This window comes from Ornithinimicrobium tianjinense, from assembly GCF_014636495.1.
Classification (GTDB): Bacteria; Actinomycetota; Actinomycetes; order Actinomycetales; family Dermatophilaceae; genus Ornithinicoccus; species Ornithinicoccus tianjinensis.
Map to the genome: position 1 here is coordinate 816136 of NZ_BMEM01000001.1, position 13202 is coordinate 829337.

The following is a 13202-nucleotide window of genomic DNA, read 5'->3' on the forward strand; positions in this document are numbered from 1 at the left end:
ACCTCGACGCCGACCGCGACTACCACCCCGCGACCCGACACCACATCGACGACACCCTGAGTCGCGACATCGACGACACCCCCGCGAACCCACAAAAAAAGCCCTGAGCCGCGACACCGTGTCAACGGTGTCGCGACTCAGGACACTGGAGCGGGTGACGGGAATCGAACCCGCGTAGCCAGTTTGGAAGACTGGGGCTCTACCATTGAGCTACACCCGCATGGACTGTCCCGGCCGCGCCCTCCGTGGTCCGGAGCAGCACGACCGAGCCGATAGTCTAGCCCTCTGGTCACCGTGCTCCGGCACGCGTGCCCGCGGGGTATGGCGCAGCTTGGTAGCGCGTCCGCTTTGGGAGCGGAAGGCCGCCGGTTCGAATCCGGCTACCCCGACCACCTAGCATGGTGAAGCCGACCCGCCGTGCCCTGGCCCCGCCAGGGCACGTCATACCCATCGACCATCCTGGAGCACCAGCAGTGAAGAGCGCTGTCGAGACCCTGACCCCGACCCGGGTCAAGCTGACCGTCGAGGTCCCCGCCGCCGACCTCAAGCCCCGCCTGGACGCGGCCTACCGCACGATCGGCGCGCAGGTGCAGATCCCCGGGTTCCGCAAGGGCAAGGTCCCGAACCGGATCATCGACCAGCGCTTCGGCCGCGGTGCCGTCGTGCAGGAGGCGATCAACGAGGCGCTGCCGGAGTACTACACGCAGGCCGTCGCCGAGCACGAGGTCCGCCCGCTGGGCCAGCCGGAGATCAACCTCACCTCGCTGCCGCTCGAGGACGGCCAGGACTTCGCCTTCGAGGCCGAGGTCGACGTCGTCCCCGCCTTCGACCTCCCCGACTTCTCCGACATCGCCATCGAGGTGGAGCCCGCGGCCGCGTCGGAGGAGGACGTGCAGACGCGCCTGGAGGCGCTGCGCGGTCGCTTCGCCACCCTCAAGCCGGTGAACCGCAAGGCCAAGACCGGCGACCACCTGACGATCGACCTGTCCGCCAAGATCGGCGACGAGGAGATCGACTCCGTCACCGGCGTCTCCTACGAGATCGGTGCGGGCAACATGCTCGAGGGGCTGGACAAGGCGCTGCGCGGCACGAAGTCCGGCGAGACCGTCGAGTTCGAGGCCCCGCTGGCCGGTGGTGACCGTGAGGGCGAGAAGGCGGACATCACCGTCACCGTCCAGTCCGTCAAGGCGCGCGAGCTGCCGGCTCTGGACGACGACTTCGCCCAGCTGGCGAGCCCGCACGACACGCTCGAGGAGCTGCAGGAGGACCTGAAGAAGCAGGCCGACCAGGCCGCGAGGTTCGGTCAGGGCATCGAGGCCCGCGACAAGGTCCTCGACGCGATGCTGGCCAAGGTCGACATCCCCGTCCCGGCCAACCTCGTGGAGGCCGAGGTGCACCGCCACCTGGAGGACGAGGGTCGCCTCGAGGACGACACCCACCGCACCGAGGTCACCGAGTCCACGACCAAGGCCATGAAGACCCAGTTCCTCCTCGACGCCCTCGTCGCGCGCGACGAGATCGGCGTGGACCAGGGCGAGCTGATCGAGTACATCATGATGACCGCCCAGCAGTACGGCATGAACCCGCAGGAGTTCGCCCAGCAGATCGACCAGGGTGGTCAGGTCCAGTCGATGGTGGCCGAGGTCGGCCGCCGCAAGGCGCTGGCCAACGTGCTGGAGATCGCCACGGTCACCGACACCGACGGCAACGTCGTCGACCTCGACGCCATCACCGGCGAGGACGAGCTGCTCGAGGATGATGAGCTGCTCGAGGACGAGGTCCTCGCGGAGGCCGACGCCGAGGCTGCCGAGGCCGAGGCTGCCGACGCCGACGCCGAGGCCGAGGCCGAGAAGGCCTGAGCACCCCCGCACCACACGAAGGCCCCCGACCTGCGCTGCAGGGCGGGGGCCTTCGTCGCGCCTGGGGCCGGGCCGGTCCGGGAGTGGGCGGACTCTGCGCGGAGGCGTGCAGTCAGACCGGCACTATCGGATGTGCCGGCGTGCGGAGCCCATGACGGCGGGCCTTTCGGCACGGACGGGGAAAGTGCCGGTTCGACTGCACGCCGGTGAGCCCGATGAGGGGGCTGGCGAGGGCGACCCGGTCGTGGGCGAGCCGTCCGGGCGCTCGGGAGACCGGCGAGGCCGACCCGGTCGTGGGCGATCCGTCAGGCGTCGACGTCGGCCCGGTCGCGGCTGACCACCGCGGGGGTGCTCGAGCGCTGCTCGTGCAGGGCCAGGGCGACGACGGTGACGAGCACGATCGCGATGCCCAGCCACTGCGTCGGCACGGGGCGCGTGCCGAAGACCACGACCCCGACGAGCGCGGCCGTGAGCGGGAACGCCAGCTCCGCCAGCGTGGCCCGAGAGGCGGGCGTGCGGCCGAGGGCCAGGTAGTAGAGGACCATCGCCGCCAGCCCCGGCAGGAGCACGAGGAGCACGATGGGCAGGTATGCCGTGCGCGGCACCTGGAGCGGGGTCGAGGTCAGCGCGACCAGCAGACCGAGCGTGACCAGGCCGATCGTGAACCGCAGGGCCACCAGGTCCCGGAAGCGCAGCTCGGCGCTGGCGTAGCGGCCCAGCACCGTCCCCGCGGCCCACAGGGCGGCCGCGCCCACCGCGAGCAGCGCGGCCTGCGCGCTGGAGACACCGACGGCCAGCGGGTCGGGGAAGGCCAGCAGCCAGGCGCCGACGAGCGCAGGGAGGAGGAAGGCGGCATACCGGGGACGGAGCCGCTCGCCGAGGATCAGCGCGGCCAGGGCGACGGCGAAGAGCGGCTGCAGCTTCTGCAGGACCTGCGGGGTGATCGGGTCGCCCATCCGGAAGGCCGCCGTGAACAGGACCGTCGCCAGCGCCGACGAGCCGGCCCCGATCACCAGCACGGCCGCCACCGTGCCGGGCCGGGCCGCGCGCAGCCGCCGCAGCGCCGGCAGCAGCCACGGGCTCACGAGGATCACGAGGAGCACGTGCTCCCAGAAGACGATGGTCAGCGAGGGCAGCTCCCGCGCCAGCGGCCCGCGCCACAGGGCGGACAGGCCCCAGAGCGAGGCGGCCAGGGCCACCATCCAGGTGCGGTCGGTGCGGGCGGCGCGGGTCGCGGCTCTCGGCGCGGTGGGCAGGCTCGGGGTCACGGGCGTCAGCGTAGGGCCCCGCTGCGCTCAGGGCGAACACGGGGGGAGTGCGGGAGTGCCGCGAGGAGGCCGGGCGTTAGGGTCACTGACAAGGCACAGCCGCACTTGCACGGCATACCCGACAAAGCGAGGGAAGAGCATGACGCAGGAGATCAGCATGGCCGAGCGCCCGGTCGCGGGCCTGGACGACCAGATCTACAACCGCCTCCTCAAGGAGCGGATCATCTTCCTCGGATCCGACGTGCGCGACGACAACGCCAACGCCATCTGCGCGCAGCTGCTGCTGCTGTCGGCGGAGGACCCGGAGTCCGACATCTGGCTCTACATCAACAGCCCTGGTGGCTCGGTCACCGCCGGGATGGCGATCTTCGACACCATGAAGTGGATCCCCAACGACGTGTGCACCGTGGCGATGGGCCTGGCCGCCTCGATGGGCCAGTTCCTGCTGTCGGCCGGCACCAGGGGCAAGCGCTACGCCACGCCGCACGCCCGCGTGATGATGCACCAGCCCTCCGGCGGCATCGGCGGCACGGCCTCCGACATCAAGATCCAGGCCGAGCAGATGCTGCACATCAAGAAGCAGATGGCCGAGCTGATCGCCGAGCACACCGGCCAGACGGTCGAGCAGATCGAGAAGGACTCCGACCGCGACCGCTGGTTCACCGCCGCGGAGGCCAAGGAGTACGGCTTCGTCGACCACGTCTACGAGCGCGCCGACGACGCGCCGAAGTCCGACGCCTGAGCCACCCCGCGAGCGAGAGAGAGCTGACATGAACCAGCCCCTGAACCCCTACGCCGGCGCCGCCTGGGGCAGCGCCGCGCACGGCCGCCTGGCCGTTCCGGCCCCCGCGAGCCGCTACATCCTGCCGCAGTTCGAGGAGCGCACCTCCTACGGCATGAAGCGGCAGGACCCCTACACCAAGCTCTTCGAGGACCGGATCATCTTCCTCGGCGTGCAGGTGGACGACGCGTCGGCGGACGACATCATCGCCCAGCTGATCGTGCTCGAGTCCCAGGACCCGGACCGCGACATCCTCATGTACATCAACAGCCCCGGTGGGTCCTTCACCGCGCTGACCGCGATCTACGACACGATGCAGTACATCAAGCCGGACGTGCAGACGTTCGTCATCGGGCAGGCGGCCTCGGCGGCGGCCGTGCTGCTGGCCGCCGGTGCGCCGGGCAAGCGCTTCGCCCTGCCCAACGCCCGCGTGCTTATCCACCAGCCCGCGCTGATGGGCGGTGACTACGGCCAGGCGTCCGACATCGAGATCCAGGCCAACGAGGTGCTGCGGATGCGCACCTGGCTCGAGGAGACCTGGGCCAAGCACTCCGGGCGCACCGTCGAGCAGGTGCAGCAGGACATCGAGCGCGACAAGATCCTCACGGCCGCCGAGGCCAAGGACTACGGCCTGGTCGACGAGGTGCTCGCCTCGCGCAAGGCCTCGCAGGACGACTGAGCAACCGGGTGGTCCCGCTCAGGGCGCACGGCGTTGCGCCCTGAGCGGACACCCTGCCCGGCACGACCCGCCCTCCGGACAAATGGCGGCGCGGCGGGGGTCCGGCAAGGTACCGTCGTGAACGTACGACCAGCGCACGAGAGCACGAAGGGAAGTCCGCGTGGCACGCATGGGTGAGAGCAGCGACCTGCTCAAGTGCTCTTTCTGCGGGAAGAGCCAGAAGCAGGTCAAGAAGCTGATCGCCGGCCCCGGCGTGTACATCTGCGACGAGTGCATCGACCTGTGCAACGAGATCATCGAGGAGGAGCTCGCGGAGTCCTCCGAGCTCGGTCTGGGGCAGCTGCCCAAGCCGCGCGAGATCTTCGACTTCCTCGAGCAGTATGTCGTGGGCCAGGACCCGGCCAAGCGCGCCCTCGCCGTCGCGGTCTACAACCACTACAAGCGCATCCAGGCGGGCGAGAACCGGGTCGGCGACGACGCCGTCGAGATCGCCAAGTCCAACATCCTGCTCATCGGCCCGACCGGCTGCGGCAAGACCTACCTCGCGCAGACGCTCGCCAAGATGCTCAACGTCCCCTTCGCGATCGCCGACGCCACGGCGCTGACCGAGGCCGGCTACGTCGGTGAGGACGTCGAGAACATCCTCCTCAAGCTCATCCAGGCCGCCGACTTCGACGTGAAGAAGGCCGAGACCGGGATCATCTACATCGACGAGATCGACAAGATCGCCCGCAAGAGCGAGAACCCGTCGATCACCCGCGACGTCTCCGGCGAGGGCGTGCAGCAGGCCCTGCTGAAGATCCTCGAGGGCACCGTCGCCAGCGTCCCGCCGCAGGGCGGTCGCAAGCACCCGCACCAGGAGTTCATCCAGATCGACACGGGCAACGTGCTCTTCATCGTCGGCGGCGCCTTCGCCGGCATGGAGAAGATCATCGAGGCCCGCGCGGGCAAGCAGGGGCTCGGCTTCGGGGCCGAGCTGAAGACGGCCAAGGACGCGGGGGAGCACTTCGCCGACGTGCTGCCCGAGGACCTGATGAAGTTCGGGCTGATCCCGGAGTTCATCGGTCGCCTCCCGGTCATCACCACCGTCGCCCCGCTGGACCGGGACGCGCTGGTCAACATCCTCACCGAGCCGCGCAACGCGCTCGTCAAGCAGTACCAGCGGATGTTCGAGATCGACGGCGTCGAGCTGGAGTTCGAGGACGAGTCGCTCGAGGCGATCGCCGAGCAGGCGCTCCTGCGCGGCACGGGTGCCCGCGGCCTGCGCGCGATCCTCGAGGAGGTGCTGCTGCCGGTGATGTTCGACGTGCCGTCCGACGACGAGATCGCCAAGGTGGTCATCACCCGCGAGGTGGTCCTCGAGAACGTCAACCCGACGATCGTCCGCCGGGACCTCCAGACCCGCAAGCGTCCCCAGCGCAAGGAGAGCGCCTGACCCTCGGGTCGCCCCGGGCGGCCGGCGCCGCGCACCTGCCTCAGCGGTCGGTCGGACGCCAGCGGACGTAGGCCGCGAGCAGGACCGCCAGCAACGTCAGCCCGACGATGCCGGGCAGCGGGCCGAGGCCCGTCGCGGGCCGCAGCGTGAGCAGGCCGGCCAGTCCCCAGACCAGGACGGTCAGCGCGGCCACGAGTCCCGTCCTCTCGGCCCACCGCCGCACCACGGTGACCGGCACCGGTGCCTGCGCCGGGACCGATGCGCAGAGCGCGGCCGCGGTGTGCAGCACCAGGATGCCGAGCGCGGCCGGGAGCAGGGCCCAGTGCCAGGTCGCCTCGACGGTCGCCCACCAGGAGGCCACGGCATACCCGAGGAAGAGACCCGGCGCCAGGGTGTGCGGCTGGAGCACCACCGCCAGCCCGAGGGCGACCAGGCCGAGCCAGGCGATCACGTTGCCGCCGCCCGCCAACGCGTAGGCGAGCGCGAACAGCAGCGCCCCTCCGAGGATGCCCGCCCGGACCCGCAGGTGGGACCGGCTGGCCGAGCGCAGGTCGACCCACAGCTCCCGCAGCTCTCTCATGCCGACCGCCCCTGCCCCCGGCCGCGCCCCCGGCGACCCAGCTCGCGCAGGACGACGTCCAGGCTGCCGGGGCCCAGCCACGGCACGACAGCCACGCCCTCGGCCGTGATCGCGCGCACCTCGCGCTCGCGCTCGAGCATCCGGATCCGCCAGGCGGTCCGGGCGAGCGGGTCCTTGTCGTCGCTCGCCACGACCTCGCCCTGGCGGGGGTCCACGAGGGCGTCGACGACGACCACCGACACGCCTCGGCCGGCGAGGGTGGCGGCCTGGGTGAGCGCGTCGGGGGAGACGAGGGCCGAGATCATGACGACGAGCGTCCCCGCTGAGATGCCGAGGTGGACGCGGCGGGCGTCGGTCTCCTCGGACACCGAGGGCACCACCCGGCTCAGGGTGTCGAGCACGCGGACGTGGTGCCGCCGGCCCGTGCCGACCGGCACCGTCAGCGGCGTCCTGGCCGACAGCACCCGCAGGCTCACCCGGTCGCCCTGCCGCAGGAAGTGCTCCGCGATCGAGGCGGCCGCCCGCACCGAGCGGTCGAGCGAGCTGGCGGCGCCGTCGACGCCGCCGGAGCGTCCGACGTCGTAGTGCGCGTCGAGGAGGACGGCGACGTGCGTGTCCTCGTCGGCGTAGCTGGAGGTGACGTAGAGCGTCCCGTCGCCGCGTGTCGAGCGTGGCCAGTGGATCCGCCGCAGCCGGTCGCCCGGCTGGAAGGGGCGCAGTGCCGCGAACTCGCTGCCCTGACCGGGGCGGACCGACCGGTGCGTGCCCACCAGGCCGCGCGGATGGGGTGCGGGTGCCGCGGAGTCGAACGCCACCGGCTGGGGGAGCGTGCGCAGCCCCAGCGGCTCCAGGCCCGTCGGGCCCCAGCGGAAGGAGCCCCACGGGCTCACGGCGGCGACCTGCACGGGACCGATGCGGCGCACGCCCCAACGGGTGAGGCGGACGCCCACGGTGAGGCGGCGCGGGCCGTCGGCGAGCGGCGGTCCGCCCGCCTCCCCGGCGACCGCGTCCGCCACGACGCTGGTCGGCTTGACGTCGATCCCGTCGACGTCGGCCACCTCGCGGCGCCGCTCCAGCGGCACACCGCTCACGAACGGCGCCGGCGGCACCGCGGCCGCCATCACGTCGGCGTCCGGCACGGGCTCCACGTCGACGACCGCCAGCGCCTGCTCGCCCTCCCGGAGCAGGGCGTGCGAGAGGCTGAACCGGCGCTCGGGCACCTGGCTCGGGCGGGTCACCAGGCTCCACACGAGCACCATCGCCAGCGGGGCGACGAGCACCAGCAGGTCGGGGCGGCGCCACAGCAGGGCCACCGGCACGGTCAGCAGGACGACCGTGAGCAGCCGCACCAGGGCAGGTGTGGGCGCCCAGAGGTCGTTGCGACCGGTCATCCCTGCTCCGGCCGGAGGCTGCCGCGCAGCCTCGCGAGCGGCGTCATGCCTGCACCGCCGTCGAGGCGCCCGTGCGCGCCCCCGGCACCGGCACCTGCGTCAGCACCGCGTCCACCACGGCGGCCCCGCCCGTGTCGGACATCCACAGCTCCGGCCTGATCGAGATCCGGTGGTCCAGCACGGCGTGCGCCACCGCCTTGACGTCCTCGGGGGTGACGTAGTCGCGGCCCTGCACCACGGCATACGCACGGGAGGTCAGCATGAGCGCCAACGAGCCGCGCGGTGACGCACCGACGAGCACGGCGCGGTGGCGTCGCGTCGCGGCGGCCAGCTCGACGCAGTAGCGGGAGATGTCGTCCTCGACCGGCACCGTCTCGACCGCGTCCTGCATCGCCGAGAGGCCCTCGGCGTCGGTCACCGCCTCGAGGTGCTGGTCCTCGCGCTGCCGGGCGACGCGGCGGCGCAGCACGTCCCACTCCTCCTCGGCGGTCGGGTAGCCGAAGCTGACCCGCATGAGGAAGCGGTCGAGCTGGGCCTCGGGGAGGGGGTAGGTGCCCTCGTACTCGACCGGGTTGGCGGTCGCGAGCACGTGGAAGGGCTGGGGGAGCGCGAAGGTCTGCCCCTCGACCGTCACCTGGTGCTCCTGCATCGCCTCCAGCAGCGCCGACTGCGTCTTGGGCGGCGTCCGGTTGATCTCGTCCGCCAGCAGCAGCCCGGTGAACAGCGGCCCTGGGCGGAAGGCGAACTCGCCGACGCGCTGGTCGTAGACGAACGACCCGGTCAGGTCCGAGGGGAGCAGGTCGGGGGTGAACTGCGCGCGCGTGAAGTCGAGGCCGAGGGTCTGGGCGAACGACCGGGCGGCGAGGGTCTTGCCGAGCCCTGGGAAGTCCTCGAGCAGGACGTGGCCGCGGGACAGGATCGCGGTGAGCACGAGCGTGAGCGCCGGGCGCTTGCCGACGACGGCCTGCTCCACCCGGTCGAGCACCTCGTGCGCGCGGCGCGTCACCTCCTCCAGCGGCAGGCGCGGCGCGTCGGGCGTGGGGGTCTGGGTCACAGCTTCTCGATCCCTTCGATGGCGGTCTGCAGCGCGCTGCGGCTGCGCTTGCGCGCGTCCGTGGGCGGGGTGGTCAGGTAGCGCCACAGCAGCGGGTCGACGACCCGCCGCGCGGCCTCGGGGTCGGCGTCGAGGTCGACGCCGTGGTGGGCCAGCAGCCGCTCGGCCGCGAGCTCACGCAGGAGCGGATGGACGAGGTCCTCGCGGTCGTCCCGCTCGACCGCGTCGCGCAGGTCGCGGCGGATCCGCACCAGCCGGTAGTCCATCGCCGCCGGCGGCACGGCCTCCTGGTGCAGCGTGGAGGCCCAGTAGGCGCGCTCGGCATACCGCCCCTCACGCGTGAGCGCGCCGAGCAGCAGCGGGGCGACGACCGACGCCACGACGACCAGCGCGGTCACGGCAGCCGGCCCGTGCGGCAGCGAGCCGACGTAGAACAGCAGCGCGCCGAGCAGCAGGGTCCCGACGGCCAGGGGGAGGGCGCTGCGCAGTCCTCTGCTCACCTCCGCCTCCGGCGCGTTCCGGTATGCCGCTCGCGCGTCCCTGCGAGGGCGCCCCTGCCGTGGGTGGTGTCCTCGGGGCCGTGGCTGTCCGCCGCGTCCTCGGCCGCGATGCGCTCGGCCTCGCGGGAGCGCTCCTCGGCGGCGCGGGCCTCCTCCTCGGCGGCGACGCGGCGGCGCAGGTCGGTGTGGATCCGCTCGAGGGCGGTGACGGCTCGTTCGCGCTGGGTCTCGGTGACGGGGTGGCGGGAGAAGCGGGCCTCGCGGTAGGCCTCGGACAGGTCGGTGATCGCTGTGGCGTCCACGTCGTAGCGCGCGAGGACGCGGGCGGTGAGCTCGGCGGCGGTCTCGGCGCGGTCCTGGTGCAGCCCGGCGCGCTGGACCGCCTGCTCGAGCGCGACCCAGCAGGCCACGACGCCGTTGCGGGGGTCGCCCTCGGCCAGCGCCTGCCAGCGCACCTCGTCGCTGGTGGCCTCCAGAAGCGCGACGAGCTCGTCCTCCTCGAGCAGGGCCCGTCGCTCCTTCTCCTCCACGCGTTGCTGCGACATCCAGCGGAGCAGCAGCAGGATCGTCGTGAGGACGGCCATGAGGAAGAGGGCGGTGGCCAGGTCGATCGCCCACGTCGTGGTGCGGTCGGGCAGCTCCTCGCCGGGTCGGGTCGTGGCCCTGGCCGTCGCTGCGGTCGTGGGCACGTCAGCGGACTCGGCCCGGGGCTCGCCCCAGGTGCCCTGCGGGGCGGTGACGAGGGGATCCCCGCTGCTCGACCCCCAGACCAGGACCACGAGGGCGGCGAGGACAGCCAGCAGGGCGACGACCACCGTCGACCTCGTGCCCCAGCGCATGGCATCACCCTATGCGCTGGGGTCCCACGAAGCGCCAGCCCGCCCTACCGGGTCAGACGGTGGAGTCCTCCAGCACCAGCTGGACGTCGCGCACCGCGAGCTCCTCGCCCTCCTCGGCGAAGGCGACCTCCCCGGTGACCTTGCCGGCGGCCGAGAGGTCGCCCAGGGCCGCGCGGACGCGGTCCAGGTCGGCGGCCGGACCGGCGACGGTGGCCGCCGAGATCTCGGTGCGCATCTTGACCTTGGCCTCGGACTTGGCCTTGCGCAGGCCGGTGAGGGCCTGACCCACGATGCCCAGCAGAGCCGCGTCCCCGCCGGCGGCGGCGCCGAGCTCCTCCACGGTCGGCCACGGCTGGACGTGGACCGAGGAGCCCTCCTCGTGCCACCAGCTCCAGACCTCCTCGGTGGCGAAGGACAGCACCGGCGCGAGCAGGCGCAGCTGCACGGACAGCGCCAGTCGCAGTGCCGCGCGGGCCGAGACCGTGGCCTGCTCGGGCCCGGAGGGCACCTCGTCGCCGAAGCTCCCGCCGTAGGCGCGCTCCTTGACCAGCTCGAGGTAGTCGTCGCAGAAGGTCCAGAAGAAGGACTCGGTGACGTCGAGCGCGGTCGAGTAGTCCCACGCCTCGTAGGCGGCCGTCGCGCGCTCCACGACCTGGGCCAGGCCGGCCAGCATCGAGCGGTCGATCGGCTCGGTCACCAGGGCGGCGTCGTCGGCCGGCGAGCCGTCGGCACCCGCCGGCAGGTCGCCGAAGCTCAGGGCGAACTTGCTGGCGTTGACCAGCTTCATCGCCAGGCGGCGCCCGACCTTGACCTGGTTGGGGTCGTCGATGGTGTCCACGCCGGGACGGGCGGCCGCGGCCCAGTAGCGCACCGCGTCGGTGCCGTTGGCCTCGAGCATGTCGATCGGGGTCGTCGCGTTGCCCTTGGACTTGGACATCTTCTTGCGGTCCGGGTCGAGGATCCAGCCGTTGATGTAGGCGTCGCTCCAGGGCAGCGAGTCGTGCTCGTAGTGGGAGCGCACGACGGTCGCGAACAGCCAGGTCCGGATGATGTCGTGCCCCTGCGGGCGCATGTCGAAGGGGAAGATCTTGTCGAAGAGCGCGCTGTCGTTGCCCAGCTCTCCGTCGGGGCGGCCGGCCACCGGCCAGCCCGCGGCGATCTGCGGCGAGAGCGAGGAGGTCGCCCAGGTGTCCATGATGTCCGGGTCGCCGGTGAAGCCGCCCGGCTGGTCCCGCTGGTCCTCGGTGTAGCCCTCCGGCACCTCGGACATCGGGTCGATCGGCAGCCGGTCCGCGGAGGGCACGAGCACGGTGTCGTGGTCGACCTCGCCGTCGGCGTCCACGGCATACCAGACGGGGATCTGGACGCCGAAGAAGCGCTGCCGGCTGATCAGCCAGTCGCCGTTGAGCCCACCGACCCAGTTGCGGTAGCGGGTCTGCATGAAGGCGGGGTGGAAGTCGAGCTTCTCCCCCCGCGCGAGCAGGTCCTCGCGCACGGACTCGTCCTTGCCGCCGTTGCGGATGAACCACTGCCGGCTGGTGACGATCTCGAGCGGCTTGTCGCCCTTCTCGTAGAAGTTGGCCTTGCGCTGGGTCTTCTGCGGCTCGCCCTCGAGGTCGCCCGACTCGCGCAGGGCGGCGACGACGGCCTCGCGCGCGGAGTGGGTGGTCTTCCCGGCGAGCTGGCCGGCATACAGCTCCTCGCCGGGGCCGCCCGCGATCCACGACGGGGTCTCGGACTGGAGGCGGCCGTTGCGGGTGATGACCGAGCGGGTCGGCAGGGACAGCTCACGCCACCACTGCACGTCGGTCATGTCGCCGAAGGTGCAGCACATGACGATGCCGGAGCCCTTGTCCGGCTCGGCCAGCTCGTGCGCGAGGACCGGGACCTCGACCCCGAACAGCGGGGAGGTGACGGTGGTCCCGAACAGCGGCTGGTAGCGCTCGTCGTCGGGATGGGCGATGAGGGCCACCACCGAGCAGATGAGCTCCGGGCGGGTCGTCTCGACGTAGACCCGCTCGCCGGAGGGGCGGTGGTAGGCCACCCGGTGGTAGGCGCCCGGGTAGTCGCGCGCCTCGAGCTCGGCCTGGGCGACCGCGGTCTGGAAGGTGATGTCCCACAGGCCGGGGGCCTCGGCCTGGTAGGCCTCGCCGCGCGCGAGGTTGCGCAGGAAGGCCTGCTGGGCGACGGCGCGCGAGCGGTCGTCGATGGTGCGGTACTGGATGTTCCAGTCGATGGCCAGGCCGAGGCGGCGGAAGGTGTCCTCGAAGGCCTTCTCGTCGATGACCGTGAGCTCCTCGCAGAGCTCGATGAAGTTGGCGCGGCCCACGGGCACCTGGTCGGCGGCCTTGGCGCTCTTGCCCTCGCCACCCTGCTGCGGCGGGGTGAAGCCGGGGTCGTAGGGCAGGGTCGCGTCGCCGCGGACGCCGTAGTAGTTCTGGACGCGGCGCTCGGTGGGCAGGCCGTTGTCGTCCCAGCCGATCGGGTAGAAGACGTGCTTGCCGGTCATCCGGTGGTAGCGCGCCAGGCAGTCGGCCTGGGTGTAGCCGAAGACGTGGCCCAGGTGCAGCGAGCCGGACGCGGTCGGCGGCGGGGTGTCGACGGCGAAGATCTGGCTGCGGTCGGCCTGCAGCGCGGCCTCCCGGTCGAACGCGAAGACGTCACGGTCCTTCCAGACGGCTACCCACTTCTCCTCCAGGCCGTCGACGGTCGGGCGCTCGGGCAGGGTCGCCGGGCGTGCAGGATCGAGGTGGCGTGCAGACGTCATACCCGGCATTGTCCCAGACGCCATGGGTAGAACTGCCCATAGCGCGGAG

General features: G+C 72.1%; 11 protein-coding genes and 2 tRNA genes. 5 read left to right on the forward strand and 8 right to left on the reverse strand.

Annotated elements, in window-relative coordinates; genetic code table 11:
* Positions 1–146: 146 nt before the first annotated feature.
* Positions 147–220: transfer RNA gene (locus IEV65_RS03865), tRNA-Gly, on the reverse strand.
* Positions 221–315: 95 nt separating this feature from the next.
* On the opposite strand from IEV65_RS03865, the gene IEV65_RS03870 reads away from it, so the two are divergent.
* Together IEV65_RS03870 and tig are read left to right on the forward strand one after the other, a co-directional pair.
* A tRNA-Pro gene (locus IEV65_RS03870) sits at positions 316–392 on the forward strand.
* 81 nt (positions 393–473) lie between these two features.
* Positions 474–1859 carry a trigger factor gene (gene tig / locus IEV65_RS03875; protein ID WP_188428261.1) on the forward strand — a complete coding sequence of 462 codons (1386 nt, stop codon included), beginning with the start codon at positions 474–476 and terminating at the stop codon, positions 1857–1859.
* Between the two features lie 305 nt (positions 1860–2164).
* Here tig and IEV65_RS03880 read toward each other — a convergent pair whose 3' ends face one another.
* A complete protein-coding gene (locus IEV65_RS03880; RefSeq protein WP_229734860.1) occupies positions 2165–3127 on the reverse strand; it encodes a DMT family transporter in 963 nt (320 codons plus the stop codon).
* Between the two features lie 139 nt (positions 3128–3266).
* Between IEV65_RS03880 and IEV65_RS03885 the strand changes: the two genes are divergently transcribed.
* From IEV65_RS03885 to clpX, 3 genes are all read left to right on the forward strand, one after another.
* A complete protein-coding gene (locus IEV65_RS03885) occupies positions 3267–3869 on the forward strand; it encodes an ATP-dependent Clp protease proteolytic subunit (RefSeq protein WP_188428262.1) in 603 nt (200 codons plus the stop codon).
* A gap of 28 nt (positions 3870–3897) precedes the next feature.
* The gene (locus IEV65_RS03890) at positions 3898–4587 is read left to right on the forward strand and encodes an ATP-dependent Clp protease proteolytic subunit (protein WP_229734863.1); all 690 of its coding nucleotides are present in this window, start codon (positions 3898–3900) and stop codon (positions 4585–4587) included.
* Between the two features lie 160 nt (positions 4588–4747).
* Entirely contained in the window at positions 4748–6022 is a 1275-nt protein-coding gene (clpX, locus tag IEV65_RS03895) for an ATP-dependent Clp protease ATP-binding subunit ClpX (protein WP_308642552.1), read from the forward strand.
* Positions 6023–6062: 40 nt separating this feature from the next.
* Here clpX and IEV65_RS03900 read toward each other — a convergent pair whose 3' ends face one another.
* From IEV65_RS03900 to valS, 6 genes are read right to left on the reverse strand one after another with little or no spacing between them, the layout of a single operon-like run.
* Positions 6063–6602 carry a hypothetical protein gene (locus IEV65_RS03900; RefSeq protein WP_188428264.1) on the reverse strand — a complete coding sequence of 180 codons (540 nt, stop codon included), beginning with the start codon at positions 6600–6602 and terminating at the stop codon, positions 6063–6065.
* The gene (locus IEV65_RS03905; protein WP_188428265.1) at positions 6599–7993 is read right to left on the reverse strand and encodes a DUF58 domain-containing protein; all 1395 of its coding nucleotides are present in this window, start codon (positions 7991–7993) and stop codon (positions 6599–6601) included. The genes IEV65_RS03900 and IEV65_RS03905 overlap by 4 nt, the downstream gene beginning before the upstream one ends.
* A gap of 43 nt (positions 7994–8036) precedes the next feature.
* The gene (locus tag IEV65_RS03910; RefSeq protein WP_371870148.1) at positions 8037–9047 is read right to left on the reverse strand and encodes an AAA family ATPase; all 1011 of its coding nucleotides are present in this window, start codon (positions 9045–9047) and stop codon (positions 8037–8039) included.
* A complete protein-coding gene (locus tag IEV65_RS03915) occupies positions 9044–9547 on the reverse strand; it encodes a hypothetical protein (protein ID WP_188428266.1) in 504 nt (167 codons plus the stop codon). The genes IEV65_RS03910 and IEV65_RS03915 overlap by 4 nt, the downstream gene beginning before the upstream one ends.
* Positions 9544–10386, reverse strand: a complete 843-nt coding sequence (locus tag IEV65_RS03920) for a DUF4129 domain-containing protein (protein WP_188428267.1) — start codon at positions 10384–10386, stop codon at positions 9544–9546. The genes IEV65_RS03915 and IEV65_RS03920 overlap by 4 nt, the downstream gene beginning before the upstream one ends.
* A gap of 52 nt (positions 10387–10438) precedes the next feature.
* Positions 10439–13162: a valine--tRNA ligase gene (gene valS, locus IEV65_RS03925; RefSeq protein ID WP_371870159.1), complete on the reverse strand. Its 2724-nt coding sequence runs from the start codon at positions 13160–13162 to the stop codon at positions 10439–10441.
* Between the last annotated feature and the right edge of the window lie 40 nt (positions 13163–13202).